30 protein-coding genes are annotated in these 25,973 nt (G+C 67.8%); 9 read left to right on the top strand and 21 right to left on the bottom strand.

The annotated features are described in order from the left end of the window. The first annotated feature begins 66 nt into the window (after nucleotides 1-66). Nucleotides 67-990: a hypothetical protein gene (locus K7H93_RS07155; RefSeq protein ID WP_230783033.1), complete on the top strand. Its 924-nt coding sequence runs from the start codon at nucleotides 67-69 to the stop codon at nucleotides 988-990. Between the two features lie 39 nt (nucleotides 991-1,029). On the opposite strand, the gene K7H93_RS07150 is transcribed toward K7H93_RS07155, so the two are convergent. From K7H93_RS07150 to K7H93_RS07140, 3 genes are read right to left on the bottom strand one after another with little or no spacing between them, the layout of a single operon-like run. After that, nucleotides 1,030-2,622, bottom strand: a complete 1,593-nt coding sequence (locus K7H93_RS07150) for a GMC family oxidoreductase (protein WP_230783032.1) — start codon at nucleotides 2,620-2,622, stop codon at nucleotides 1,030-1,032. Nucleotides 2,623-2,671: 49 nt separating this feature from the next. Beyond that, on the bottom strand, nucleotides 2,672-3,634 hold the full coding sequence (locus K7H93_RS07145) for a sterol desaturase family protein (protein ID WP_230783031.1): 963 nt from the start codon (nucleotides 3,632-3,634) through the stop codon (nucleotides 2,672-2,674). Continuing rightward, entirely contained in the window at nucleotides 3,627-4,040 is a 414-nt protein-coding gene (locus K7H93_RS07140) for a hypothetical protein (protein ID WP_230783030.1), read from the bottom strand. Before K7H93_RS07140 ends, K7H93_RS07145 begins: the two co-directional genes overlap by 8 nt. Before the next feature lie 355 nt (nucleotides 4,041-4,395). On the opposite strand from K7H93_RS07140, the gene K7H93_RS16045 reads away from it, so the two are divergent. From K7H93_RS16045 to K7H93_RS07100, 7 genes are all read left to right on the top strand, one after another. Further along, nucleotides 4,396-5,208, top strand: coding sequence for a cold-shock protein (locus tag K7H93_RS16045; RefSeq protein WP_010239727.1), 813 nt, complete (start codon nucleotides 4,396-4,398; stop codon nucleotides 5,206-5,208). 138 nt (nucleotides 5,209-5,346) lie between these two features. Then, nucleotides 5,347-6,540, top strand: a complete 1,194-nt coding sequence (locus tag K7H93_RS07125; RefSeq protein WP_010239728.1) for an aspartate aminotransferase family protein — start codon at nucleotides 5,347-5,349, stop codon at nucleotides 6,538-6,540. After that, nucleotides 6,540-7,469, top strand: a complete 930-nt coding sequence (gene argF / locus K7H93_RS07120; protein ID WP_230783029.1) for an ornithine carbamoyltransferase — start codon at nucleotides 6,540-6,542, stop codon at nucleotides 7,467-7,469. Before K7H93_RS07125 ends, argF begins: the two co-directional genes overlap by 1 nt. 48 nt (nucleotides 7,470-7,517) lie before the next feature. Continuing rightward, nucleotides 7,518-8,447, top strand: a complete 930-nt coding sequence (gene hslO / locus K7H93_RS07115) for an Hsp33 family molecular chaperone HslO (protein WP_230783028.1) — start codon at nucleotides 7,518-7,520, stop codon at nucleotides 8,445-8,447. An 85-nt stretch (nucleotides 8,448-8,532) separates the two neighbouring features. Next, complete coding sequence (locus K7H93_RS07110) at nucleotides 8,533-8,943, top strand: hypothetical protein (RefSeq protein ID WP_230783027.1); 411 nt, start codon at nucleotides 8,533-8,535, stop codon at nucleotides 8,941-8,943. A 57-nt stretch (nucleotides 8,944-9,000) separates the two neighbouring features. After that, a complete protein-coding gene (gene queC, locus K7H93_RS07105; protein WP_230783026.1) occupies nucleotides 9,001-9,696 on the top strand; it encodes a 7-cyano-7-deazaguanine synthase QueC in 696 nt (231 codons plus the stop codon). Nucleotides 9,697-9,717: 21 nt separating this feature from the next. Then, nucleotides 9,718-11,322, top strand: a complete 1,605-nt coding sequence (locus K7H93_RS07100; RefSeq protein ID WP_230783025.1) for a spinster family MFS transporter — start codon at nucleotides 9,718-9,720, stop codon at nucleotides 11,320-11,322. Nucleotides 11,323-11,379: 57 nt separating this feature from the next. Here K7H93_RS07100 and K7H93_RS07095 read toward each other — a convergent pair whose 3' ends face one another. From K7H93_RS07095 to K7H93_RS07010, 18 genes are all read right to left on the bottom strand, one after another. Continuing rightward, nucleotides 11,380-11,931: a superoxide dismutase family protein gene (locus tag K7H93_RS07095; RefSeq protein WP_230783024.1), complete on the bottom strand. Its 552-nt coding sequence runs from the start codon at nucleotides 11,929-11,931 to the stop codon at nucleotides 11,380-11,382. A gap of 93 nt (nucleotides 11,932-12,024) precedes the next feature. Beyond that, complete coding sequence (locus K7H93_RS07090; protein ID WP_230783023.1) at nucleotides 12,025-13,140, bottom strand: OmpA family protein; 1,116 nt, start codon at nucleotides 13,138-13,140, stop codon at nucleotides 12,025-12,027. Nucleotides 13,141-13,362: 222 nt separating this feature from the next. Next, nucleotides 13,363-13,815 (bottom strand): DUF2793 domain-containing protein, encoded by a 453-nt coding sequence (locus tag K7H93_RS07085; protein WP_230783022.1) that lies wholly within the window; start codon nucleotides 13,813-13,815, stop codon nucleotides 13,363-13,365. Beyond that, nucleotides 13,815-15,983: a phage tail protein gene (locus K7H93_RS07080; protein WP_230783021.1), complete on the bottom strand. Its 2,169-nt coding sequence runs from the start codon at nucleotides 15,981-15,983 to the stop codon at nucleotides 13,815-13,817. The genes K7H93_RS07085 and K7H93_RS07080 overlap by 1 nt, the downstream gene beginning before the upstream one ends. Then, nucleotides 15,971-16,405 carry an NlpC/P60 family protein gene (locus K7H93_RS07075; protein WP_230783020.1) on the bottom strand — a complete coding sequence of 145 codons (435 nt, stop codon included), beginning with the start codon at nucleotides 16,403-16,405 and terminating at the stop codon, nucleotides 15,971-15,973. Before K7H93_RS07075 ends, K7H93_RS07080 begins: the two co-directional genes overlap by 13 nt. Further along, nucleotides 16,405-17,220, bottom strand: a complete 816-nt coding sequence (locus K7H93_RS07070) for a DUF2163 domain-containing protein (protein ID WP_230783019.1) — start codon at nucleotides 17,218-17,220, stop codon at nucleotides 16,405-16,407. The genes K7H93_RS07075 and K7H93_RS07070 overlap by 1 nt, the downstream gene beginning before the upstream one ends. Continuing rightward, on the bottom strand, nucleotides 17,217-19,556 hold the full coding sequence (locus K7H93_RS07065; RefSeq protein ID WP_230783018.1) for a DUF2460 domain-containing protein: 2,340 nt from the start codon (nucleotides 19,554-19,556) through the stop codon (nucleotides 17,217-17,219). Before K7H93_RS07065 ends, K7H93_RS07070 begins: the two co-directional genes overlap by 4 nt. Beyond that, the gene (locus K7H93_RS07060) at nucleotides 19,556-20,137 is read right to left on the bottom strand and encodes a tail tape measure protein (RefSeq protein ID WP_230783017.1); all 582 of its coding nucleotides are present in this window, start codon (nucleotides 20,135-20,137) and stop codon (nucleotides 19,556-19,558) included. The genes K7H93_RS07065 and K7H93_RS07060 overlap by 1 nt, the downstream gene beginning before the upstream one ends. Next, nucleotides 20,130-20,327 (bottom strand): phage tail assembly chaperone, encoded by a 198-nt coding sequence (locus tag K7H93_RS07055; RefSeq protein ID WP_230783016.1) that lies wholly within the window; start codon nucleotides 20,325-20,327, stop codon nucleotides 20,130-20,132. The genes K7H93_RS07060 and K7H93_RS07055 overlap by 8 nt, the downstream gene beginning before the upstream one ends. Continuing rightward, nucleotides 20,324-20,665: a gene transfer agent family protein gene (locus K7H93_RS07050; protein WP_230783015.1), complete on the bottom strand. Its 342-nt coding sequence runs from the start codon at nucleotides 20,663-20,665 to the stop codon at nucleotides 20,324-20,326. The genes K7H93_RS07055 and K7H93_RS07050 overlap by 4 nt, the downstream gene beginning before the upstream one ends. After that, the gene (locus K7H93_RS07045) at nucleotides 20,662-21,069 is read right to left on the bottom strand and encodes a phage major tail protein, TP901-1 family (protein WP_230783014.1); all 408 of its coding nucleotides are present in this window, start codon (nucleotides 21,067-21,069) and stop codon (nucleotides 20,662-20,664) included. The genes K7H93_RS07050 and K7H93_RS07045 overlap by 4 nt, the downstream gene beginning before the upstream one ends. A gap of 17 nt (nucleotides 21,070-21,086) precedes the next feature. Beyond that, nucleotides 21,087-21,479 carry a tail completion protein gp17 gene (gene gp17, locus K7H93_RS07040; protein ID WP_230783013.1) on the bottom strand — a complete coding sequence of 131 codons (393 nt, stop codon included), beginning with the start codon at nucleotides 21,477-21,479 and terminating at the stop codon, nucleotides 21,087-21,089. Then, on the bottom strand, nucleotides 21,479-21,637 hold the full coding sequence (locus tag K7H93_RS07035; RefSeq protein ID WP_226664385.1) for a hypothetical protein: 159 nt from the start codon (nucleotides 21,635-21,637) through the stop codon (nucleotides 21,479-21,481). Before K7H93_RS07035 ends, gp17 begins: the two co-directional genes overlap by 1 nt. After that, nucleotides 21,637-22,176, bottom strand: a complete 540-nt coding sequence (locus K7H93_RS07030; RefSeq protein ID WP_230783012.1) for a head-tail connector protein — start codon at nucleotides 22,174-22,176, stop codon at nucleotides 21,637-21,639. The genes K7H93_RS07035 and K7H93_RS07030 overlap by 1 nt, the downstream gene beginning before the upstream one ends. A 118-nt stretch (nucleotides 22,177-22,294) precedes the next feature. After that, entirely contained in the window at nucleotides 22,295-23,470 is a 1,176-nt protein-coding gene (locus K7H93_RS07025; protein WP_230783175.1) for a phage major capsid protein, read from the bottom strand. 107 nt (nucleotides 23,471-23,577) lie between these two features. Further along, nucleotides 23,578-23,967, bottom strand: a complete 390-nt coding sequence (locus tag K7H93_RS07020) for an HK97 family phage prohead protease (RefSeq protein ID WP_230783011.1) — start codon at nucleotides 23,965-23,967, stop codon at nucleotides 23,578-23,580. Then, a complete protein-coding gene (locus tag K7H93_RS07015; protein ID WP_010239774.1) occupies nucleotides 23,964-24,272 on the bottom strand; it encodes a DUF6127 family protein in 309 nt (102 codons plus the stop codon). Before K7H93_RS07015 ends, K7H93_RS07020 begins: the two co-directional genes overlap by 4 nt. After that, on the bottom strand, nucleotides 24,269-25,429 hold the full coding sequence (locus K7H93_RS07010; protein ID WP_230783010.1) for a phage portal protein: 1,161 nt from the start codon (nucleotides 25,427-25,429) through the stop codon (nucleotides 24,269-24,271). Before K7H93_RS07010 ends, K7H93_RS07015 begins: the two co-directional genes overlap by 4 nt. 103 nt (nucleotides 25,430-25,532) lie before the next feature. Here K7H93_RS07010 and K7H93_RS07005 point away from each other — a divergent pair, with 103 nt between their 5' ends. Next, nucleotides 25,533-25,958, top strand: coding sequence for a hypothetical protein (locus tag K7H93_RS07005; protein WP_230783009.1), 426 nt, complete (start codon nucleotides 25,533-25,535; stop codon nucleotides 25,956-25,958). Nucleotides 25,959-25,973 lie beyond the last annotated feature (15 nt).

Below are 25,973 nucleotides of genomic sequence, written 5' to 3'. Positions count from 1 at the left end.
GCTTCTGCCGCAAAGCGCGCCATGGTATGGTTAACGCCGACAGCAATGATCGGGAGTGAGCCTCACATGCGTTCGTTGATACTCGCAATTTCGCTTTTCGCAGGATCTCTCCTCCCGCTCGGGGCCGCGCCCGCTGCGGCTCAGGTGGCCAATGCGGCCGCAGCCGATCCATTGCCCGCCGATTTCCATGGCAAGGTCCAGTATTTCGGCAATCACAGCGGCGAAGTGGTCGCCACCGTGCCCGGCACGCCCCGGCGCACCGACACCAAGTGCCCCAAGCGCGAAGGCGGCTGCCCCGAACTGATCGGCGGCAGCTTCCAGGCCGAGCTCGAATTCGACGGCGACATCGTGAAGGGCGAGTATCGCGGCACCGGGGGCATGCGCCCCTCAAGCCTGATCGGCCGCCGCAACGGTGCCAATTGTCGCCTGTTCGACACTGCCGACGGATCGGTGTGGAATGGCCGCTGCGATCGCGAGGCCTTTGTTGGCACGGTGCGCAGCGTGGCCAATGCGCCCGAGCAGATTGACCTCGCGTTCGAAGCCGTGGGCGTCAACGCGGTCGACTTCTTCGAGCAGGAGCGCACGCGCGAGCTGATCGCCGCGTATGAGCGGTTCGGCGGCATCGCCTTTGGCGAGGGTGCGGGCGAATCGCGGCTCGACGCGCTGCTGCGCCTCAACAGCTATTTCGTAGCCGAGGGGCAAGGCTACCGCTCCGGCACGCTGCGCAATGTCGAGCGTGAGAGCGAGAAGAAGAACAGCCCGGATTACGCGGTTTACGGCGAGTACAACACGATCGACGGCGCCCGTGCCTGGGCGCGCGCACGGTTCGACTACAACCGCTTCGTGTGTCTGGAGACCTCGATCGAGCCGGGCACCTGCCGCCCGATCGACCCGACCCCGCCCACGTTGGAGAATGGCAGCGACTTCTTTGCCGAGCTTGGCCTGCCCCGGCTCGCGCCGCAGGGGGCGGGCGAGGCACAGGGGCTCTGACGTCGCGCCGGTTCCGGCGCCCCCGGTGGGAAGGCGGCGCTAGCCCGCCTTCTCCGCCTGGATCACGAAGTCCGCACACCGCTCCCCGATCATGATCGAGGGGGCGTTGGTGTTGCCCGAGACCAGCTTGGGCATGATCGAGGCATCGGCGACCCACAGTCCTTCGATCCCGCGCGCCTTCAGCGTCGGGTCGACCACCGCTTCCTCGTCCGAGCCCATCCGGCAGGTGCCGACCGGGTGGTAGACCGTGTCTGCGCGGCTGCGAATCATCGCGTCGAGCGCCGCATCGTCGGTCAGGTCGACCGGGTGACGATCGGTCAGCCCGTAATCGGCCAGCGGCGCGGTCTCGGCAATCCGGTGCGACAGGCGCACGCCTTCGCGCAGCACCGCCATATCGCGCTCGTCGTCGAGGAAGTTGGGGTCGATCGCGGGCGCGTCTGCCGCATCGGGGCTGGTGAGACGCACGGTGCCGCGGCTTTCCGGGCGCAGCACGCAGGCGTGCAACGAGACTCCGTGGCCGTTCACCTTCTCGCGCCCGTGATCCTCCAGCATGGCGGGGACGAAGTGCCACTGCACATCGGGCGCGGGCGCATCGGGCATCACGGTCCAGAATCCGCCCGCCTCGGCATAGGGGGTGGTCATCACCCCGGTGCGGGTGCGCCGGTGCTCGACAATCGCGCCCAGCATGCGCAGCGTGCCTTCGCGGCTGTTGCCGATCGGCACGCGGCTCTCGCTCTCCCAGCTCGAAACGTAATCGATATGGTCCTGCAGGTTGCTGCCCACCGCCGGGCGGTCGAGCGCGACCTCGATCCCCATCGCGTTGAGGTGCCGCCCCGGGCCGATCCCCGACAGCATCAGGATCTGCGGCGAGTTGAACGCACCCGCCGACAGGATCACCCCGCGCCGCGCGTTGAGATATTCCCGGTGCTTGCCCTTGCGGACCATGACGCCGGTCACGCGGCCATTCTCGATCACCAGCTTCTCGACCAGCGTCTTGGTACGGATATCGAGATTGGGCTGGTTGCGGATCGGCTCGACATAGGCGCGGCTGGCGGACCAGCGCTCGCCCTTGCGCTGCGTCACCTGATAGATGCCGAAGCCTGCCTGCTTCTCGCCATTGAAGTCGTCACGTTCGGGATACTGGAGCGAGGCGGCGCTTGCCACGAAGGCGCGGCTGGTCTCGTTGGTCCAGCGCTGGTTCGATACGAACAGCGGGCCGCCTGCGCCGTGATATTCATCCTCTCCGCGCTCGTTCGCCTCGGCCTTTTTGAACCACGGCAGCACGTCGTCGTAGGCCCAGCCATCGCAGCCCATCGCCGCCCAGTTGTCGTAATCCCAGGCATTGCCGCGGATATAGATCATCGCGTTGATCGCGCTGGAGCCGCCCAGCCCACGCCCGCGCGGCTGAAACCCGGTGCGCCCACCGAGCCCCTTCTGCGGGACGGTTTCGTAACGGTAGTTCTGGCTGCCGCTCAGGAAAGGCATCATGCCGGGCGTCTTCACGCGGAAGTCGTTGTTCCGCCCGCCCGCCTCGATCAGGCACACGCTGCGATGGCCGTCCACAGCCAGCCGCCCGGTGACCGCGCTGCCCGCACTGCCCCCGCCGATGACGATATAGTCGTATTGGTTCATGCGCCCGTCCTCTCTCGTGTACGGAATATTCTCTCCGTTTACGGAAAGGTTAGGCTGCGCGGCGTGGCCCCGCAATCGGCTTTTGCGGCTCGTCCTGCGTCGTCTCGACCGGCGCGGCGTCTGCCTGCTGTTGCTGCTCCTGCCAGCGAGCGCGAATCATGTCAGATGTCTCGCGGCTGCCGTCGTGGCTCCAGCCCGGCTCGCGCAGCAGGTAGGAAAGCTTGTGCTTCCAGGGGCTACGCCAGATGTCGCCGAGCATCCCGACCCATTCGTGGAACACCGCCCACAGCAGGTTGAAGCTGCCCAGCTGCTTCACGATGCCGTAGCGGATCGGTTCTTCGGAATGCGGACGCTCCGCCTCGAAGGTGCCGAACAGCTTGTCCCACACGATGAACACGCCCGCGTAATTGCGGTCGAGATAGCGCGGGTTGGTCGCGTGGTGCACGCGGTGGTGGCTGGGCGTGTTCATCACCGCCTCGAACCAGCGCGGCATGCGGTCGATCGCTTCGGTGTGAATCCAGAACTGGTAGATCAGGTTGAACCCGCCGCAGATCGCGATCATCGCCGGGTGGAAGCCCAGCAGCACCAGCGGCAGCGCGAAGGCGAAGCCGAGCGTGAACGCGCCGGTCCACGTCTGCCGCAGCGCAGTGGAGAGGTTGTAGTGCTGGCTCGAGTGATGGTTCACGTGGCTCGCCCAGAACCACCGGCTGCGGTGGCCGAATCGGTGGACCCAGTAATATTTGAGATCGTCGAGCACGAAGCACACAGGCCACGCCCACCATTCCCAGCCGATGGTGAAGAAGCGCACCTCGTAGGCGGCGAGGAACACCGCCAGCGCCAGCCCGCCCAGCAGCAATCCTGCGACGGTGCTGCCCAGGCCGAAGGCGAGGCTGACCAGCGTATCCTTCGGCTCATAGGAATGCGGCGCCTTGAACCGCGCCCACAGCATCTCTGCCAGAACGAGCAGGACGAAGCCGGGAATGGCGTAATCGACGGGCGAGAAGTCAGGCATGGTCCGACCTTCCTAGCGCCTCGATGCGCGAGGCCCAAGCCTGCGCCTCGGGGCCGAGATCCAGCACCACCGGGCCATAGCGGCGGTCGTGCGGCACGATGGTGAGGATATCGCCCTCACTGTGCGCGGGCGTGCCCGGCTCCAGAACGCGCGCGGCGAAGTGGGTGCCATGACGGCGCAGCACCATGATCCGCCCGGCCGAATCGGCGAGAATCGCGGCGGAGCCGTCGCGCCCGACCGCAGCTTCCCTGGGATCGAACGCGCTATCCGCCTCGCGGGCGAGGGCGAGAGCGCGCTCGGCGGTGTCGATGGTGCGCGGCTGGCCTAGCTTGAGCGCCCAGGCGATTCCCGCCAGCACCAGAATCGCGAGCAGCGATCCGCCCAGTTGGAGAAGCTGAGTATCCATCGGCGCTCAATCGCTCCCGCCGGGCTTCGGGGCGAATCGCCCCCTCGCGGTGTGCTGTGCCCGTCCTGCCAAGTCCGTCGAGCGCATCGGCCCCTCCATCCCGGGCAAGACATGCAGGCTCTCCCGAAGCCGCGCAAGCCTTCGAAATTGTCATAATCTTGCGGAATCAAGTACCCTATTGCGAATTGGTTCGCGCCCACGCGCATTCTGCGATAAGGGTGGGGCCAGTTGGTGGGGGACTGGCGGCATGAACGTCGATCGTTTGCCACTCCAGCAATGCCGGGAGGCGACCGTTCGCGCCTTTACGGGATTTCGTTTTGCGGGCGGGTGGAAGTAGCAAGGTTTTTGGCGAGTTATGGGTTACGATAAAGGGCGTCGTCGCGGGCGCGACAAGCGGGACAACATCGGAGAAGACGGTTTCGAGCCGTTTCCCGGCGGTGATTTCGGCGGCGGGTTCCAGGATCGCGGCGGATTCGACGATCGCGGTGGCGGTGGCTACCAGGATCGCGGCGGTTTTCAGGACCGTGGCGGGTTCCAGGATCGCGGCGGACCGGGCGGCGGTGGCCGTGGCGGCTTCGGCGGCGGCGGCGGTGGTCCGCGCGGCGGCGCTGGCGGTGGCGGCGGTTTCAACCGCATGCCCGCACAGGTCGTCGGCACCGGCAAGGGCCAGGTGAAATTCTTCAACGGCCAGAAGGGCTTCGGCTTCATCCAGCAGGAAGGCGGCGGAGACGACGTGTTCGTGCACATTAGTGCCGTCGAACGCGCCGGTCTTGAAGGCCTTGCCGAAGGGCAGGAGCTCGAATTCAACCTGGTCGATCGTGGCGGCAAGATTTCCGCGCAGGATCTGCAGGTCGTGGGCGACGTCATCCCCGTCACCGGTGGTGCCGTAGCCGCTCCCCGCGATGGCGGCCCCGGCGCGGCCGGCGGTGCTCCGCGGCGCGAGCTGACGGGCGAGAAGGCGACCGGCACGGTCAAGTTCTTCAATTCGATGAAGGGCTTCGGCTTCCTGGTGCGCGACGACGGCCAGCCCGATGCCTTCGTGCATATCAGCGCGGTGGAACGCTCGGGCCTGTCGCAGATCAACGAGGGCGAACGCTACGAATTCGATCTCGAAGTCGACCGACGAGGCAAGTATTCGGCGGTCAACCTCGTTCCCGTACAGGAATAAGGCGCGCACCGGCTAGGGTCATGCTCACCAGTTTGACCCGGCCCGGCTGACGCAATAGATCGCCGGTCATTCGCGAATGGCGGTTCCCTCGCGGGGCCGCCATTTGTCGTTCACCGTTTTGAATTTTCCGGAGTTGCCATGTCGATCCCCGCCCTGATGCCCGTCTATCCCCGTTGCGACGTCCGCCCCGTGAAGGGCGAGCACTGCCACCTGATCGACGAGGATGGCACGCGCTATCTCGACTTCGCCAGCGGCATCGCGGTCAACCTGCTCGGCCACAGCCACGAAGGGCTGATCGGCGCGATCCAGCGCCAGGCCGAGACGCTGATGCACGTCTCCAACCTCTACGGCAGCCCGCATCAGGAAAAGCTGGCGCAGATGCTGGTCGACGCGAGTTTCGCCGATACGGTGTTCTTCACCAATTCGGGCGCCGAGGCGGTCGAATGCGCGATCAAGACCGCGCGCGCGTTCCACCAGCACGAGGATGGCGACCCCGCCCGGACCGAGCTGATCACGTTCACCAGCGCGTTCCATGGGCGCACGATGGCGACGATCAGCGCGAGCAACCAGGCCAAGATGCACCACGGCTTCCTGCCGCTGCTGCAGGGCTTCAAATATTGCGAGTTCGACGATCTGGCCGCTGCAAAGGCCGCGATCGGCCCGCAGACCGCCGGATTCCTGGTCGAACCGATCCAGGGCGAGGGTGGCATCCGCCCCGCCAGCCAGGAGTTCATGCAGGGCCTGCGCGATCTGGCTGACGAACATGGCCTGATGCTGGTGCTGGACGAGGTCCAGTGCGGCGTCGCGCGCACGGGCAAGTTCTACGCGCACGAGCTCTATGGCGTGAAGCCGGACATCGTGGCGAGCGCGAAGGGCATCGGCGGCGGCTTCCCGCTGGGCGCCTGCCTTGCGACCGAACATGCCGCACGTGGGATGACCTTCGGCACCCACGGTTCCACCTACGGCGGCAACCCGCTCGCCATGGCGGCGGGCGTCGCGGTGATGGAAGCGGTCGCCAACGACGAATTCCTCCAAGGCGTGCGCGACAAGGGTGCGCGGCTGAAGGCGCGGCTGGAACAGTTCATCGGCAATTATCCCGACCTGTTCGAGCTGGTCCGCGGCGAAGGCCTGATGCTCGGCATCAAAATGAAGGTCGAAAGCCGCCCGTTCTTCCAGCACCTGCGCGACAAGCACCAGCTGCTGACCGTGGCGGCAGGCGACAACACGCTGCGCGTGCTTCCGCCGCTGGTGGTGGGCGATGCGGAGATCGACGAGTTCTTCGACAAGCTGTCTGCCGGTGCGGCCGACTACGAAGTGCCGGACGCCAGCTGATGGGCACGCGGCATTTCCTCGACCTCTCGGACGCAGGCGGCGATGCCCTCGCCGCGATGCTGAACGACGCGATCGACCGCAAGGGTGCGCGCAAGTCCTGGCCCAAGGGCAAGGCGGATGCCGATGCACCTCTCGCCGGGCATGTGCTGGCGATGATCTTCGAGAAAAGCTCGACCCGCACGCGGGTCAGCTTCGACATCGCGATGCGCCAGCTGGGTGGCAGCGCTATCGTGATGGAGAGCGGCTCGATGCAGCTCGGCCGGGGGGAGAGCATCGCCGACACCGCGCGCGTGCTGAGCCGGATGGTCGATGCGATCATGATCCGGACCGACGATCACGCCAAGGTCGAGGAAATGGCCCGCCATGCCAGCGTGCCGGTGATCAACGGGCTGACCGACGCGTCGCACCCGTGCCAGATCGTCGCCGATCTGCTGACCATCATCGAACATGGCAAGGCGCTGCCGGGGCTGGAACTGGCCTGGCTGGGCGATGGCAACAACGTGCTCCACTCGATCCTCGAGGCCGCCGGCATCTTCAAGTTCAACGTGCGTGTTGCCACGCCAGCAGGTTTCGAGCCCGAGGCGGCGTTCGTCGAAGCGGCCCGCGCGGGCGGCGCGACGATCACGCTGACGCAGGATGCTGAGGGCGCCGCGAGGGACGCGGACGTGATCGTCACCGATACCTGGGTTTCGATGGGGCAGGAAAACGCCGCGAGCAAGATCGCCGCAATGCAGCCTTTCCAGGTCAATGACGCGCTGATGGCGCTGGCCAAGCCGGATGCGGATTTCCTCCACTGCCTGCCCGCACATGTCGGCGACGAGGTGACGCAAAGCGTGATCGAAGGGCCGCAAAGCCGCGTGTTCGACGAAGCGGAGAACCGCATCCACGCGCAGAAATCCGTGCTTCTCTGGGCTTTCGGCAAGCTCTGAATCGCAGGGGGTCTTGGGGAGACGGCGGGCGTTCTTATATAGCCCGCCGTGACCGATACTCTCCAGACAAGCGAAACCTTCTCCGACCACCTGCTGGGCGCGTCGATCCCCTCGCGGGATACGCGGCTGCGGCTCGTGCGGCTCGACCGCACGCTCGACGAAATCCTCGCCGCGCACGACTATCCCCCCGCGATCCGCAACCTGCTCGCCGAAGCGCTGGTGGTTGCCGCGCTGGTCGGTGCGCTGATCGACGAAGATGATGAAGAGAGCGCGGAGGGCGAAGGCGGCGGCCAGATGACCATGCAGGCCCAGACCGAGGCGGGCATCGTCAAGCTGCTGGTCTGCGACTTCCGCCAGGGCGCGGTGCGCGGCTATGCCGATTTCGATGCCGAGGCGCTGGCCAAGCTGGGCGCCAACCCCTCGCTCCCCGCGCTGTTCGGCAAAGGCTATCTCGCGATCACCTTCGACGTGCCCAAGCGGGGCGGGCGCTATCAGGGGATCGTGCCGCTGGAGGGAGAAAGCCTGGCCGCCGCGTGCGAGAGCTATTTCCTTCAGTCGCAACAGCTCCCCACGCTCGTGCGAGTTGCGGTGAAGACCGAAGGCGAGCGCACGCTCGCTGCAGGCCTGCTCGCGCAGCATCTTCCCGATGGCGAGGTCGGGCGCGAACGGCTGCATGTTCGCGTCTCCCACCCGCACTGGGAGCATGTCGAGACCATGGCAGGCTCGATCCGGCACGAGGAACTGCTCGACGAGGCGCTCCCGCTCGAAGCGCTGGTCTGGCGACTGTTCCACGAAGAAGACGAGGTGCGTGTCTTTCAGGGAAAGCCGCTGACACGCGGTTGCCGTTGCAGTGTCGAGCACTACGAATCGCTCATTCGTCGATTCTCTCAGGAAGACAGGGCCGAAATGCGCAATGAAGCGGGTGACATTCTGGTCGATTGCGCGTTCTGTTCGCGAATTTTCACAATCGACGCCTAGCGGCGTTCATGTCCGGCGCGGGTGAAATCGTGTATAGATGCTCTTCTACTTTAACAGAATCGCCGAATTTGAAGGGGATAGGGCAATGACGAGACGCGGGATCACCATCTCCCTTGCGCTCGCCCTCGCGGGGGCCGTGGGCCTTGCCGCGCCGCTTGCGGCGCAGGGCGGCTCCACCACCTTATTCGACAAGCTTCATCTCGGCACTTGGGAAATCCGCGAGCGCGGCGAAGGCGCAACCACGCGGCGGATCTGCCTCAGGCGCGAAAGCGATCTGGTCCAGCTGCGCCATCGCGGGATGCGCTGCAGCCGCAACGTGATCGACGACAATGGTGTCAGCGCGACCGTCCATTACAGCTGCAACGGCAATGGTTATGGCCAGACCGATATTCGGTGGGAATCGCCCGAGCTGATCCAGCTGCGGACCACCGGGATCGAACGCGGTTCGCCTTTCGCCTTTGCCGCGGAAGGCCGGCGGGTGGGCGACTGCAAGTGATCCGCGTGCGCTGTTCGGGCTTGCGGATCGATCGCGCAAGCCGCTAGCGCGGAGCCCATGACGGGCAAAAATCCTGACGCCATCGCCGCCGCCCTGCTTTCGGGTGGGCTGGACTCCATGGTTGCCGCCGCTCTGGCGCGCGAGCGGGGGCACGAAGTGCACGCGCTCACCATCGACTACGGCCAGCGCCACGTGCGCGAGATCGAGGCGGCGCGCAAAATCGCCAGGGCGCTGGGACTTGCGAGCCATCGCGAAATCACGCTCGACCTGCGCAAGTTCGGCGGATCGGCGCTCACCGCCGATATCGACGTGCCCAAGGATGGCGTCGATGGCACGATCCCTGTCACCTATGTGCCCGCCCGCAATCTCGTCTTCCTCGCGCTGACCACCGCTTTTGCCGAAAGCATCGGCGCAGGCCGGATCGTGATCGGGGTCAATGCGCTCGACTATTCGGGCTATCCGGACTGTCGCCCTGAATTCATCGCGAGCTTCGCCGAAACGGCGCGGCTGGGCACAAAGGCGGGGATCGAAGGCGGCGGTTTCGCGATCGACGCCCCGCTCCAGTTCCTCGGCAAGGCCGAGATTGCGAGCGAGGCGAACCGGCTTGGGCTCGATACCGCACTCAGCTGGTCGTGTTACGACCCGAGAGGGGATGGCCTGCCGTGCGGATTGTGCGATAGCTGTCGTCTGCGCCGCAAGGGTTTTGCCGATGCGGGGCTGACCGACGGGCTGACCTATCCGGCGGATACATAAGAAAAACGACGAGGGGGATGAATGGACGCGACGGACAAGCCCGCATCGGCACCAGATGCCAAGGTGCCCGCCTATAGCTGGTACGCGCTCAGCGTGCTGGTGCTGGTTTACGTGCTCAACTTCGTCGATCGCCAGATCCTCTCGATCCTGGCGAACGACATCAAGGCGGATCTGGGCGTCGACGACGCGTTTCTGGGCTTCCTCTACGGCACCGCGTTCGCGATCTTCTACGCGCTTTTCGGCATTCCGCTGGGCAAGCTGGCGGACAGCTGGCACCGCGTCAGGCTTATGACGATCGGTCTTGGCCTATGGTCGCTGATGACCGCGGCGTCCGGCTTTGCGAAGAATGCGGCGGTGCTTTCCGGCGCGCGCGTCGGCGTCGGGATCGGCGAGGCGACAGCGAGCCCGTCCGCCTATTCGCTGATTTCGGACTGGTTCCCCGCGCGTCTGCGCGCCACCGCGCTCGCGATCTATTCCTCGGGCCTGTATGTCGGCGGCGGTATCTCGCTGGTGATCGGCGCGCTGGTGGTCGAGAACTGGAACGCGGCTTACCCCAATGGCGGCCCGCTGGGCCTCGCCGGGTGGCAGGCGGCCTTCATCGCGGTGGGCCTGCCTGGCCTTCTGCTCGCGATCTGGGTCTTCACGCTGAAAGAGCCGGTGCGTGGCCTGATCGACGGCATGCCGTCGGAGCCGGTCGAGAAGCCGTGGCGCGGCTTCGTCGAGGAGCTGCTGCAGATCATCCCGCCGTTCACGATTCTGGGGGCCGCGCGGCGCAGCCCGACGGCTCTGGCGATCAATCTCGTCGGGCTGGTTGGTTTCTTCACCGCCGCTTGGCTGATCACCCTGCTGGCGGAGACCGGGCAGGGCTTCATCATGGGCGGGATGGGCTTCGACCTGGCGATATCGGACCAGTGGTTCCTGCTGGCGGTCGGCTATTACGCGATCTTCAGCTGGGCGAGCGCGCTGCGGTCACGCGACCCGCAGACCTTCGCGCTGACCTGGGGCTCGCCGGCCTTCCTGTGCACCATCCTCGGTTACGGCACGGTTGCCTTCATCTCCTACGCCACGTCCTATTGGGGCGCGCCCTACGGCGAACGGGTGTTCGAGATTTCCAAGAGCGAGCTGGGCCTGCTGCTGGGGGCGCCGGCAGCGGTAACCGGGTTCCTCGGGGTGATCGCCGGCGGCCGGATGGCGGACTGGCTGTTTACCAAGCTGCCCGGCGGGCGGCTTTATGTCGTGCTGTTCGGGCTGCTCGCGCCGGTGCCGGTGGTGTGGGTGATGTTTACTACCGACAGCAAAGCGCTGTTCCTGGTGCTAGCGGCGGTGGCCCAGCTGTTCGCGTCGAGCGCGCTTGGCGCCGCCGCCGCGACCAGCCAGTCGCTGGTTCTGCCCCGTATGCGCGGGGTGGCGACGGCCACATTCTTCCTGGCGACGACGCTGGTTGGGCTGGCGCTCGGGCCGTATCTCGCCGGGCTTGTTTCGTCCAAGGCGGATGGCGATCTTGGCCTGGGTATGCTGAGCACCCTGTGGGTCGCGCCGATCGGGCTCGTCCTGCTGGTTGCGGCGCTGAAGCTGGTCCCGGCCGCGCAGGAGCGCGTGCTCGCAGCGGGCCAGTCCGAAGCCTGAAAATCCTGTAAGTGAAGCGTTGGGGCGGGGCCGCTGTGGCCTCGCCCCTTCTGATTGTCAGGCCTGTTCGAGAACGCCGCAGCGCTCGCGCGAACCGGCATTGCCCGACGGGTCTGTGCGCCCGTCGTCGGCGTCCGCGTGGATGACCACGGCGGTGCCGTCTGCATCGAAGATCTGGTCGATCACGTAAGTGCGTGTGCCGTCGAGCGGCACCTGCACGCTCGCCGTGCCGTTCGCTGCGACCACCAAGTTCGGCAGATCGCCCAGATGGCTGCCGTCATTATCGAGCAGGCCGTGGCCCTTGTTGGCGGGATTGAGGTGCCCGCCTGCCGACTTGAAGTCGGGCAGGGCGCAGCGGCCCGTGGTGTGCAGGTGGAAACCGTGCTCGCCCGGCGTGAGCCCCTCGACCGTGACGGCGAGCTCCGCGCGGTCCCCAACGCCCAGCAGGCGCGCTTCGCCCGTGGGGTTGCCGTCCGTGTCGAGCAGGGTGGCGGTGGCGAGCAGTTCTTCGCCGGGTACCGGTGTGGTCGCGCATGCAGCGAGTGCGGCGGCGCAGGTGAGCCCGAGCGCGGCCGGGGCAACGCGTGTGAGCCTGGAAAGACGTGTCATGACAGGTGATCTCCTCCGTTTTCACCTGCCCAACGAAGAAGGGGCCGGATTGCTCCGGCCCCTTCCAGTGTTTCGTAGCGGAAGTCCGCTCGATTACATGCCCGAACCCGGACCGTAGGTGATTTCCACGCGACGGTTCTGCAGTTCGCGAACACCGTCGGCGGTCGGAACGCGGGGGTTCGCTTCACCGAAGGCTTCGCTGCTGATGCGGGCGTCGGGGATACCACGGCCGGTCATGTACTGACGGACCGAAGCGTTACGACGTGCCGCGAGGCCGAGGTTGTACTGAACGGTACCCGAACGGTCGGTGTAACCGGCCAGCATGACCGAGGCGTTGCCGCAGTTCTGGTAAGCCGAGATCGCGTTGTTCAGAACCGAGGCTGCTTCCGGAGTGATGTCCGAACGATCCCAGTTGAAGAACACGATGTACGGGCCCGTGTTGCACTCCACCTGCGGCGGGGGCGGCGGGGGCGGCGGCGGCGGGGGAGGCGGCGGCGGCGGCGGCGGCGGGGGCGGCGGTGCCGGCGGTGCGCCGAAGTTGTAGGTCACCGTGCCCATCAGCGAGTGCGAGCGCAGGCGGCCTTCGAGCACGTCACCAAGACGATCGACCATTTCGATGTTCTGGGCGTTGAAGAAGCGATACTTCAGGCCGACATCGATGCGATCGGTCACCGGAGCGCGAACGCCCGCGAGGATCTGCCAAGCAAACCCGGTGTCCGAATCGTCGAGACCCGGCGCACCGTTGGTGTTGATGGTCGTCTGGACCTTGGTCCGGGCGACACCGACACCGCCACCGACGAAGCCCTGCAGGCCGTCATCGGGACCGAAGTCGGCCAAGCCGTTGACCATGAAGCTCAGCGAGTTGACGTAGCCGTTCGCCGGGAACTGGCCTGCGGCTGCGAGGCGCGTACCGGCACCGGCCGGGAAGCCGAGCGTGCCGACGATAAGCTGGTCGGCGTCGGCTTCACGGTAGCTCGCTTCGGCTTCGATCCGGACCGGGCCGAAATCGTAACCAACGAGACCGCCGAAATCATAGCCGGCGTCGTAATCTTGGGTGAGCTGGTCTTCGACGCCATTGACGTCGAAGTCGAGGTCTTCGACCAGCATCGGACCGCCTTCGACCTGCACGTACCATTGGCTGTCACGTGCAAGTGCCGGCGATGCGAGCATCGTCGAAGCCATCGCCATTCCGATGACGATATTGCGCATTACTGTAATTCCCCTTTGTAATGATTGGGAGCCACCAGGAGGCCCCCACTTAACTTTTCCCCAGTTCCGAGGCAAGCAGACAGGCCCTCGTTTCCGTAAAGCGAAGACACTGTTGCAAGATTGCCTCATCAGCGAGAACGTCTCTTGATGGAAGCCGGGATCGATCCCTGTTCCTCCCGGCCCGCCAACGCTTCGTCAAACCGGCGGTTCCCGGCGGCGCTCTCAAATCCCCAGGCCAAAGGCGCGAAGTTGCGCTATAAGTTCCTCGATCGCGGAGCGCGCTTCCGTGTCTATCGTTGCACCGCCAGTGGGGATTGTGGGCAACGCGACCGCCTGCCAGCCATCGCGCCAATGACGCAAGCCGCCCAGCGCGCGGTCGAATACAACGGTGCCTTCCGAAGGTTGCGCGTATATCCAGCTGCCTGCGATCCTGAACGCGAGCGCGCCCTCAAGCCCCGCCCACTCGCCCTGCGCTCCCGCACCCACGATCCAGCCTGTGCCCTCCGCGGGCTCCGCCGGAGGTGCATCGCTTTCCCCCTCCACCACGGGGCGCAGCAGCGCGTCGATCCGCGCAAGTGCCTCGTTCACGGTCGCTTCCTTCTGCGCCTGGGCGACGACCAGGAAGGGCAGAGCGTTGCGCGGCGATCGCGCTGCGAGTTCCAGTGGGATGGACATCAGTTGGTCTCCTGGGATGGGGCGGGAGGAAGGTGGACGGGGTGCGACAGACCACGGGTGCCGATCTGGCGAACCCACAGCGCCGCTAACGGGTGGAGTGCGCGCAAGTCTGCCCATTGGGTCTGGGTTAGGGAGAAGCTCGGCCCGGTCACCTCCCACAGCGCATGCGGCGTTTCGAGCGAACCGAGGCCGACCTGATAGGTTTCGCGCTCCTCGACCAGCGGCATGTCCACTCCGTCCTGCCAGCGCCAGCCTCCGCGTGCCCTGCGCACCCAACTCCACATCGCATCGCCCGCCGCTGTGAGATCGACCCGCGGGTGGACAGGGGTGAGCGGGCGCTGCGTGACGCCGGCAGAGCCAAGTGCGGCGTAGACAGGCTCGGTCGAGCCGACACCGGGAAGCGCAGCGATCTCCATGTGATCCTGCGCCGGGAGCGCGACCAGCCGGTGGTCGATCAGGATTGCGGCAGTGCCCTGCGGGTGGCCCGCAGCTGCGTGATGCTCGGTCCCTGCGCGCCCGCGCAGCAGGCCGGTCAAGCGCCAGTGCGCATCGCCGAGCGGCTCGGCTTGGCGGAACTGGAGCACTTCCTCACCCAGCAGCAGCCGGTTCGCGCCGCTCAGCAGCGCGGGCATGTCGACCGATTGCAGCTGCATGCCGGCCGAGACCAGCGCGATCTCCAGCGTGGCCTCCGCCTCGAACAGCAGGCTGGGGGAGGGTGCGAGCGGCGCGAGGCTGGCACCCTGGACCGTGTCGCCACGGCCGACCTGCCCGAGCGGAAGCAGCGCATCGCCCTCCACCGCCGCCAGCGCGATCGGGCTGCGCGTGCCCGCCATGCTGAGCGCGGCGTAGCGTTGCGGCGTCGCCGGATCGCCCGATCCGTCCCATGGCAGCTCGACATAGCGCAGCACGAGCTCGCCGGGTACGTCATCGAGCGGGGGCGGGCCGGAGCCCGGATCGGCAACCGACTGCCCCGCAGGGAGCCGCGCGATCCGCTCCAGCCCCAGGTCGATCCCGTCGGCGTGCCATTCCCAGCTGCTCACGCGCCAGACATCGCCGTGGCTCGCACGCGTCACCACGGCCCCCGGCACGATTCCCGCCGCAGGCTCTGCGATCCGCCATTCGAGATTGTCGCGTGCGGTGAGAGCGCGGCGATGCAGCGCGGCGATCCGTCGCTGTGCGTCCGGTGCGGCAAAGGCTCCGGGGAACTCGATCTGCCCGCTCGCCCCGCCGACGCCCGGCGCACGCTGGAGCGAGGGCTGGTAGTCGCGCGCGGGATCGTAATAGCGCAAGGCTGCTGGCACCTCGCGCGTGGACGCGTCGCGGCGCACGCGCGGCTCGGCGCGATCCTCTCCGTCGAGGCGACCGACAACCGGGCGCGGCAGCGCGATCGGCTCGCCGACCTCCACCGGCGATAGCGAGAGGCCCTTGGCGGTCGCGCCAAGCGTCAGCGGGAAAACCTGCCCCACATGCGCCAGCAGATCCGCGCGCGACCCGCCCTGATCGGCGAAGCCCCGCAGCCCCGCCAGCGGAGCACTAGCGCCAGCCGCAAGCGGGATGTCTTCAAGCAGGTCGACGACGTCGAGCGTACCGTCGGGCGCGGTCACCTCGAAGCTGAGCGCTGGGATGCGATTGCCGAAGCTGGCCAGCTCCAGGTCCTCGAACACCAGATAGGCGAGGTCGCGGAAGGCACAGGCCTGCGCGACCTTGTCTGCGACGATCAATGGATCGACTTCGTCGTCTCCGGTGCCCTTGTGCAGCCGCATGACCCCGCCGACTTTCAGGTCGCCCGCGCTCCCGCGCAGCAATGCGCCATCGGCCCAGATACGCCCTATCGCGGCGACTGGCCGGCTCGACAGCGCGACCGCGAAGGAGATCGCGTAGCTGTAGGTGGTGGTCTTCGGCTGCCCCTTGCCGCCGCTCGTCTGACTGCTTTCGACCAGTTCGGTCGCCCAGATGATCGCGCCGGGCACCCGCATCGTGCCGAACACGCGCGGGACCGGCTGGCCGTAGCTGGACGTGGAGACTGCCAGCTCGGTCAGGCGCGGGCCTTGGCGGGTTGGCGTGCCGATCACCGCGCTGTCGACCGCGCGGCCCAGCACCGCCCCGATCGCCCCGCCGATCGGCCCGCCGAGCGCGGTGCCGACCGTGGACAGGATCAGCGTTGCCATGATGTAGCTCCTTGCGGATTGGCGGCGGCCCGCCAGCAGGCGAGCACGCGCCAGTGGTCGGGCAGCGGGCTTTCGACGACCCGGCGAAGCCCGGCGTGGGCATGGATGATCCGGTGCCCATCCACGGCGACCGCCGCGTGGACCTGCGTCGGGGCGGTTTGCACAAGCAGCAGATCGCCCGCTAGCCGTGGGCCGTGCGCCTCGATCAGGCGTGCTGCTGCCAGCGCCTCATGCGGAAAGGTGAAGCGCCTGCGCTGCGGCCGGTAATCCGCCGGTACCGCGAGCGTAATCTTCGCTGCCGCAAGGCTGGCGAGTACCACTCCGATACAGTCGAGCCCGATCGATGGATCACGCCCCTGCAGGCGGAACGGTGTGCCGACCAGATCGCCCGCCGCGCGTGCGATCCGGGATGCCCTGTCCATCAGCTGCGCGATGGGTAGCGGGCGACGAGGTCGTTGCCTGGCAGGAAGGGTTCGCCGCGAAAGTTCACCGCATTGCCGAAGCGTGTGGAGCAGGTGGCGATGGTGCGGTCGCAGCCCTCGCGCAGCTGTGCTCTGGTTCCCTCGCGCACTCCGGCGGGGATACCGCTGTCGAGCACGAGCATTCCGGCCTCATCGGCGATAATGGCCTGGCGCAGGCCGACCGCGGGCCCGTCCAGCCAGCGCAGTTCCCCGAACACGAAATCTGCGCTTGCGAGCACTGCAAAGCCGACCGCATTGGCACCTGCGTCGATCGCCGCGACCTGCCGCTCAACCGTGAAGCGAGCAGGCGACAGGTTGCAGCCGGGCCCGCAGAAACGTGCGCGGCATCCGGGGCTGGTGCGCGGGACCGGGTCTGCCTCCAGTGCGGCCTTGGCCGAATGCAGCTGGGCGGAGAAACCGTCGGCGACGGCTTCCGTCTGGCCGATCGTGCCCCAGTAATGCGCCTGAGCCTCGCCGCTCTGCCAGTCGATGCTGCCGATCGTCACCGCTGCGCCGTCGAAGCGGCCCGCTTCCAGATCGACTGCGGAGATTGCGTCGTGCGTGATCGCGCCGTCCATCTGCGCGTCGTCGCCTGCAATCTCGCTCGTCAGGCGCAGCGCGGCGGGGCGGATGCCGGGCGCGGCGCGCAGGCGCACGCCGTCCAGCATCAGGTCGCGGTCGTGGCTGGTGAAGCCCAGCGTTACGCCATCGCGCCGCTCGATCCGCCAGAAGAAGGCGCGGGTGGCGAGGCGGTCTTCCCCATATACCTCGCTCATGCCGCCTCCCTGATCTCGATCAGCGGCACGCTGGGCGCCTGCCCGGCGGCAAAACCGGCGGCGCTGATCGCCAGCCGGTCCTCGGCAAAGCGCACGGGCACATCGAACAGGAAGCCCGCGCGCACCTCCACTTCGGCCTGAGGTGCCTCGTCCAGCACCACGAAGCCCAGCGGATCGAGCGTGAAGCCTGCGGTCTCCTGACCGCCGACCGACACGCGCACCGTGCCGCTACGCGGTCGGGTGATCCGCCGGACCTGCGGCTCGGGTTCCTCGCCGTAGCGTTTGACCAGCGCGAAGCGGGTGGTCTCGCCATTGCCGAGCCCGAGCAACTGGTCCGCCGGGGTCGGCGCGCCCGTGGTGCCTTTGGAGGAGAAATCGAACGGATCGGTCAGGCGAAAGCCGCGTGCGGGGCCATGGCGGGCGCGGAAGAAGCCGAGCAGGGTTGCCAGCTCGCTCTCCGAACGAATGCCCGGCCCGACATCGAAGCGAAGCCGCGCGTCGGCCCACTGCGCTGTGCGGCGTTCGTGGCCCGAGGCGGTGACCAGCACCGAGGTCGAGAATTCGGGGCTCGCGCTGGCATCCGTGCCGAGTGTGAGCGGATAGGGGACGTCGTCGAAGTTCTGCATGTAGTCCTCGCGGTGGTCAGTCTGGGGCGGGGCAAGCCGGGTGTATCCGTCGCGTGCAATCTGCGGCAGCGCCCACACGAAGCGCTGGGTCACACCGCGCGCGCGCGCTTCGTCGAGCGCGGCATCGATCCGCGCCCAGTATGCGGGCGCATCTTCGGCGTTCAGCACGAAGCCTGCGAAATAGTCCTGCCGGTCGATCGGATAGCCGAGCCGTGCATCGACATGCGCGTAAGCCCCGCGGCGGCGCGCATCGGCACCGGCGGTCAGCCAGTCGTAATCCTCCAGCTGCAAGCGATCGAAGGCGGGCCAGGCCCAGCCCACCGGCAGGTTTGCGCGTTCTATCTCGGGCATCTGGCCGTCGAGGATCGTCGGTGTGAAGGCGAGCAGCAGCACCTCCGCCTCACCCCCGGCAGCATCGCGCACCGCCTGCGCCAGCGCGGCGGTGGAGGTGGACAGCAGCACGCCCGCCTGATCGAGCAGTCCTTTCTGCGCCTCATCCAGCGGCGCGCGCATATCGGTGATCACCGGTGGATCGCCGCCGAACGTGGCCTTTGCGCCATCGTCATAAAGGCACGGTGCAAAGCTGCCCGGTGTGACCCACCACCACGGCTCGCCGATCTGGAAGTGAACGGGCAATCCGGCGGCCTGTGCGATCTGCACGAAGGCCGTGGCGACCTGTCGCAGGTAGCCCATCGCACCTGCATGCGCAGGCGAAAGCAGCGCGGAGGGCGGCTCCCACCCGGTCTGCGCAGGCGCGCCATCGTAGGCGCGCTGTTTCCAGTCGTTCCAGCAATGCGCGTCGAACAACTCGTAGGACAGCGACCAGATGATCTCGAACCCCGCGGCCTGCGCCTTCTCGGCATAGGCCCGGTGCCATGCAGCGCAGGCATCGTTGAGCACGCCGCCCGCGAGGCTGACGTAATGCCCGCCGGCAAGCGGTTCGAGCCGGAAATAGTGGCTCATCCCGACATAGTGGACCACCCGCCCACGATAGCCGAGCTGGCGAATCTGGCGGATCAGCCGGGCGGGTGTCTGGTTGAAGCAGTCGTCATAAGCGGTCGCGATCTGCTCGCCATGCTCGGGCAGCATGCTCTCGCCGATCTCCAGCATCGCGCGCGCCCCGTCGCAGGAGATGGCGCTCAGCTCGACCCAGCCATCGGCGCGCTGGGCCAGCGGATCGGCGCTGCCCGGCACGTAGCCGGGGGGCACCAGCGAGATGAACATGCGGTCGATGTCAGCGGAGTGGACTGGCTCTCCGGGCAACGCGAAGCCGCTTTCCAGCGCCGAGAACGGCAGCGTCACCAGCGCGTCCTCGGGCGACCCCTCGGTGTAGTTCCACAGCCGGACGTACCAGCTGCATGCGGTGCCGCTCGCATCGCGCCCCTCGATTGTCAGCGTGGGGCCATTGACTGCGTCGAGCGCGATCACCCCGCCGCTGCGCCACCGGAAGGACAGGACCGTGTGCGAATAATCGCGGTCGGTCGCGTAGCTCTGCAGCGGATGGTCGAGCCTATCCTCGCTCTCCCAGATCAGCCCCGCGAGTTCGCCCGCATGATGGAATTCACAGGTCAACCGCAGCGCATCGGGCGCGATGGTGACCACGCTCGCCATCATCGGGCGGGGGAAATTGACCGTCCAGAAGCGCGGATCGAAGCGCTGGATATGGTCGTGCTCCTGCCCGTTGCGGGCAGCGCAAAGCCAGTAGGCCATCAGCTGTTCTCCATTGCCCGACGCACCGCTGCGGCGATCTGCCGGCTGGAGCGTTCGAGCGCGATCGGCGCGGCAGTGCCCGCAGGCGCGGCCAGCTGGATCGCAACATCGACCCGCCGCGCGCCGCCGCCATGCGCTGCCAGCGGGACGACCCGCCCATCCGACGGAGGCACGAAGAGTTCGGGCCCGCGCTCACCGACCAGATAGCCGCGCTGCGCGCTCACCGGGCCGCCGGTCGCACGGCCCGGCAGGCCGAGCACGCCGCCCAGCAGAGTCCCGACGATCCCGCCCAGCGGATTGTTCGCCCCGAAAATCTGACCGATCCCGAGCTTGAGCGCCTGGCTCGCGATCCGGTCGATCGCCTTGCTGGCGGAGGCCTGCAGATCCTCGAAGCCGAGGCTGCCCCGCCGGATCGCTCTCAGCAGGCTGCGTTCGAGCACTTCGCCCGCGCGCGAAAAGCCTGCCACGAGTTCGCCGTCGAGGTCTTGCCGCATGCGTGCGACATCCTCGGCAAAGCCGCGCGTATTGGCGCGCACGTCGATCAGCATTGCGTCGACCGGGTCGGCTGCAAGGTCAGGCATCGGGATATTGCTCCATCAGACTGTCGATCTCGGCCCGGTCCACGACTGGCGCAGCGGCTGGGGTCGTCGGGCCGAGCGCGGCGGCGAGTTCGGCGGGCGTGGCGTGCCAGAACGCCTCGGGCGTCCAGCCCAGCGCCTGCGCGGCGAGCGCTGCCAGCGGCGGCACGCCGGGGGAGAAGGCGCGGGTCATCGGCCCTGCAGGATCGCGCCGAGCAGCGCGCGCAGCGGCTTGGTGGCGGCGGCAAGCCCGCCTGCCAGAATCGCGTCGCCCACAGCCTCGCGGGTCAGCCCCTCGCGCGATTGCAGGCAGTGCCAGAACAGCGCGGCGATCTCGGCCAGGCGCAGCTCGCCATTGGCTGCACGCTCGACCAGCGCGAACAGGGGGCCGAGTTCTTCCTCCGCCGCGACCAGCGCGGTAAAGCTGGGGCGCAGTTTGCGCACCTCGCCCGCGATACGGATTGCCGCTTCCCCGCGCAGGGCGTTGGGGGGCGGATTGGGTTCGTCACCCCGGACCTGTTCCGGGGTCATGCCGGGACGACCGGGCCCGAGCTTTCGAGCTGGATCGTGTAATTGCGCTCGCCATTGAAATCGCCCGAATAGTCGAGCCGCTGGACGAGGAAGCGCCCGCGCAGCCGCGCGCCATCCTCGAACGACAGTTCGTAATCGTCGATCGTGCCGGCCAGCGCGTGGGTCTGCACCCGCGCCTCGGCATCCGAGCCGAGGAAGATGCCCCCCGCGCTGACCGAGACCGAGCGGGTGCCCGCGCCCGACAGCAATTCGCGCCAGCCGCCGGACTCCTTGTGCGTGACCACCACGCTGTCGCCGTTGATCGCCAGCTGGGTGGTCCGCAGCCCGGCGACGGTCTGGTAGGCGGGCGGTGCGGCCCCGTCGCCGATCTTGAGGAGGAAGGCGGAGCCTCTTTGTGCGGTCATGGGATGTCCTTTCGGGATCAGTCGGAAGCGAGGAGGCGGAAACGGTATTCGCGCAGCAATGCGCGGGCGTTGAGCGGGCGGCGTTCGGCGCGTCCGCGCAGGAATGTGGCGCTGACCACGCGGAACCCGGACTGCTGCGCGGGCAGGGCGAGCGTGCGGGCATCGACCCGTGCGGCGATGTCCCCGCCGCTCGCCGGATCGTCGCCGTGCAGCCGCAGTTCGAGCGCGATGCGCACCTCGCGCCCGGCCTCGGTCTTGGTGCCCCAGTCGGTCGAGGCGGAGGCGACCAGTGCGAGCCACGGGGGCGAGGCGCGCTCCACCTCCGCCTCGTCGACCAGATTGATCGCGTCCATCAGCGCCGGATCGGCGCGCAGGTGATCGAGCAGCGCGGCGCGCAGCCGGGTTTCCATCAGTCGTCTCCGAAATGAGGCCAGAGCCGGTCGGGCGAGCGCCAAGGATCGCCGCCCAGCTTCCGGGCGCGGTTCTCGAGGCGCTTGAGCGCCCGCCGCTCCAGCGCATGGGCCAGCCGGTCGAGCGCGGGCATCCGCACGCGGATCATCCCGGCCATCACGCCAGCCTCAGCACGCGCCAGGGCCGCCACAGCGCCGCGATCGCGGCGGGTGGCTCGCCGCCCGCAGCCTCTCCCTCGCGATGGAGGAAGGCGGCGAAGCGCAGGATGCCGTGGCGCAGGCCATCGGGCAGACCGGGCCAGTCGGGTGCAAGGCCCGTCTCCAGCGTGACCACGACGCGGCTCAGGTAAGGGCCGCTGCGCAGCCGCAATTGAGCCGAGCCGTCGCCTGCCAGATGCAGGTCGTAATCCTCCTCGCCCAGGGCGGTGCGGGTGCCGTCATTGGCGAGCCGCTCGATCTTCGTGAGCCGCGCGATCGGTCGGCTGGCAAGCCGCGTCCATTCATGGCTCGCCTCCATCACCACCTCGATGGTCGAGGCGATCGGGGTGAGGGTGGTGAACCGCTCGCACGCCTCCAGCGCGGCCCCGATCAGGCCGGTCAGCTGCGCGTCGTCGGCCGAGCGTGAGATGCCGAGCCAATGCTTGAGCTCGGCCAGCGCGGGCGCGAGATCGCCGGTCGCCAGCACCGTGCGTATCATGGCGGTCTCCTGAAATGATCGTCGTGAAAAAGGCGCCCGCGTCGGCCGGGGGAATGGGGGGAGCCGACGCGGGCGCGGCGGCGCGGTTGCGGGAAGAGCCCGCCCGCGCCGCTTGGCGTCAGGCCTCGATCCGCAGCAGCTTGATCGCTGCGCTGTCGAGCACCTGCCCGCCGATCCGCTTGGTCGCGTAGAAGTGGACGAAGGGCTTGTTGGTGAAGGGATCGCGCAGCACCTGCGTTGCGCTGCGTTCCGCGATCAGATAGCCGTGGCGGAAATTACCGAAGGCGATCGGATATTCGCCGCCCGCAATATCCGGCATGTCTTCCGCTTCGACCACCGGATAGCCCAGCAGCCGGTCCGGCTGGCCCTCGATCAGGCCGGGCTGCCACAGGAATGCGCCGTCGCTGGTCTTGAGCTTGCGCACCTCGGCCAGCGTGGTCGAGTTCATCACGAAGCTCGCGCCCTGGCGGTGGCCCGCCTTCATCGTGTGAACCAGGTCGATCAGCTTTTCTTCCGGATCGGTGCCGAAGCCGGTCGCATCGCCGGTGCCGACATATTGCACACTGCCGAAGGCACGCGCCGCATCGCCCAGCGTGCTGGTGGGGGCCTTGAGGAAGCCCTTGGGCTGGTTGGTGCCGGAGCCGTTCACGAAGGCGGCACCTTCGGCGCGGGCGAACTCCATCGCGATCTCGCTCGACAGCCAGGATTCCAGATCGAAGCCTGCGTCGTCGAGCATCGCCTGGCTCGCCGCCGGGTTGGCGTAGAGGTCGCCGCTGGGCGGGGCGATTTCGGCAAAGCTGGGCGTGTCGGTCTCGGGCCGCTCGGCCGTCTCGCCCGCCCACCCGCTGGCGGTGCCGCCGGTGGCGACCAGTTTGCGATAGCCCGCGCTGCCGGTCTGGACGACCTGTGCCAGCGCGCGGATCGGGCTGATTTCGGTCAGCTGGCGGGCGATCATCGCGTCGATCTGACGCGGCACGGCATAGCCGCCATCGCTTGGGCTGGTGCCGGAGATCGATTTGATCTCATGCGTATTGCCGCGGCGCAGATAGCCATCGACGAAGCCCTTCACCTCGGTCTGGGCGGCACTGGTGGCGGCAAGTGCGGGGCGCTGCGCCGCGCGCTGTGCGCCTTGGGCGATGCGGTCGACCCGCAGCTTCACCTCCTCGACTTCGCTGCGCAGGCCCTCGACCTGCTGCTCGACCCGGTCCTGTCGGGCGACGATGTCGAAGCTGGCGTCGATCGCGGTGGCGTCCGCGTCGGCCGGGGCAATGGGCGCGGTGTTGGGAAGGGGCATGTCCATGATGGCAGTCTCTCTTTCGTTGGGCACGGGAAAGGCCCCCTCTCCTTGCAGGGGAGGGGGTTGGGGTGGGGCAGGCGAGGTTTGACGGGGGTCTGGGAAAGTCAGGCGACCAGATGCACCCGCGCGCCATGCTGGAGCGGGTGGGTGACGAGGCTGATCTCGATCAGGTCGAGCGCGATCAGCTCGCGCCCCTGCGGTCCGCTATGCGCCGACCGCGCGCGGAACCCGAAGCTGAGACCGGACACCGCGCGGGCTGCCAGCAGAGCAGCCGCGCGGCTGGCGGGCCGGTCGATCGCGGCGACCACGCGCAGGCCGCGCGCATCCTCGCCGATCCGCTCGACCCAGCCGATCCGCTGGCGCGGGTCGTGCTGCCACAGCAGCGGCAGGGGATCGCGGCGCTGTGCCAGAGTGGCGGCAAAGGCACCGGGGCGGATGGTGTCGCGCGCGGCATCGGCAATGTCGAACAGCGCGGCATAGCCGGCGATCCTCATCGGACCAGCTCCGCGACACCGAGCCGCACCGCGATACCGACCAGCAGCGCGGCGAACACGCCGCGCACCAGCCACTCGATCGCGGCCTTCCACGCGCTCGCCTTGGCATCGCGCCAGGCCTGCAGCAGCTCGCGCAGCTCGTCGATATCGCCCGAGGCAGCCTCGTCCGACAGGCCGATCCGGGCGAGCGCGCGCGCCGCGCCCAGCTCGCCCGCTTCCTCGGCAATCGCGCGCAGCGTGACCAGCTCCGCGCCCTCGGCCCGCGCCTGCGAGAGCAGCGCGGTGAGCATGTCTTCGGTGGTCATGACCGGTCCTCCTGCGGGGCGAGGCCGAGCATTGCGCGGCGTTCCTCGGGCGTGAGGAAATCCGCCTCGCTCACCTGCTTCCACAGCCGCTCGCGGTCTTCGGACAGCGCGGGCACCCGGTCGAGATCCACGGCGATCTGCGCATCGGAGAACCACGGCGCCATCCCGGCAGCGATCCCGCCGAAGATCTTGTCCGCCAGCGGCAGGAGGGTGAGGCGCCACAGCGCGCGGTTGGCCTCGCGGTAATTGGAATAGGTGTTGTCGCCCGGCAGGCCGAGCAGCATCGGCGGCACCCCGAAGGCAAGCGCAATGTCGCGCGCCGCCGCTGCTTTCAGCGTGGCGAAGTCCATGTCCGCAGGGCTCAGCGCCATGCTCTGCCAGCTGAGCCCGCCTTCGAGCAGCATCGGCCGCCCGGCATTGCCGTTGCCCTGGAAGGCGCTGGCGAGTTCGGCCTTCAATCGCTCGAACTGGTCCGTCGTCAGCCCCTGTCCGTCGCCCGGCTGGTAGACCAGCGCGCCAGAGGGCCGCGCGGCATTCTCCAGCAGGGCGTGATTCCAGCGGCTCGCCGCGTTGTGAATCGCGATCGCCTGCGCGGCGGCGCTCAAGGCGCCCGCGCCATAGTGATCGTCGCCGGGGTTGAGGCATTTGAGGTGGATCAGCTCGGGCCAGCCATCCTCGTCCTCCAGCGGGATCACATGCGTCTGCGCACCGAGATGATAGGCGAAGGCTTCGGGCCAGCCATCGGCGCGCTGGCGGATCGCCACCCGCTCGGGCCGCAGCGCGAACAGCTCGACCGGCTTACCGCTCGCGTCCTTCAGGATCTGGATAAAGGCATTGCCGTGCAGCAGCAGGTGGGCGGCGATGGTCTCGACCAACGATTGGCCCGCGCTGGGCGCGGTGACCAGAGCGAGCAGCTCGTACGCATCGGTGGAAACGGGTGCGGCCCCGACGCCCTCGGCCACGATTCGCACCGCCCGCTGCGCGACGGGGTTGGAGGCATAGCCCGCCTCCAGACTGGTCGCATAGTCGAACGGCGGAGCGGCGGCCCCGCGCGCCTCGAACGCCGAGGCCCAGGGCGAAACGAACCCGCGTGCAATAGGCACACGGGCGCTCCCCCCGCCCTTGAAGGCGGAGATCAGGTCGGTAAACATGGACATGGCGTCTCCCGGGATCAGGCAGCCCCCCGGGCGGTTGGCCCGAAAGGGGGAAGCGATGAAATTAGGTCTATCAATCGTTCTGGCAGCGATGGCTGGAGCGGCCATGGCCCAGCCTGCGCTCGCGCAGAACCGCGTGGTCGAGGTCTCCGATGCCACGTGCCGCATCGAGGTGGGCAATGGGGCCAAGGCGCTGCTGATGCGCGCCGATACGGACGGTTCGGCGATCATCGGCCTCATGTTCAAGGCCGCGGTCGACACGCCCGGACGCGAGCGCGAAGGCTATTTCTACATGCGTCTCGACTTCTCGACCGGCGGCCCGGTGACCTACCGCGACGGCTTCGCGGGCGACTACGCCCAGGGCTACATCGCCGACATGAGCGTGGACGACCTCGCATGGATGCTGAGCGAGACGCCCGGGCGCTTCTCCTACGCGGTCGGCGGAACGGCGCAGCGCATTGAGGCGGACACGAGCGAGGACATTCCCGAGTTCAAGGCGTTCCGGACGTGTGTGGAAGGTCTGAAGGGCTAGCTCCGAGGTAGGCTC

This window comes from Citromicrobium bathyomarinum, from assembly GCF_021021475.1.
GTDB lineage: Bacteria > Pseudomonadota > Alphaproteobacteria > Sphingomonadales > Sphingomonadaceae > Alteriqipengyuania > Alteriqipengyuania bathyomarina.
This window is presented reverse-complemented; position numbering and strand designations above follow the sequence as displayed.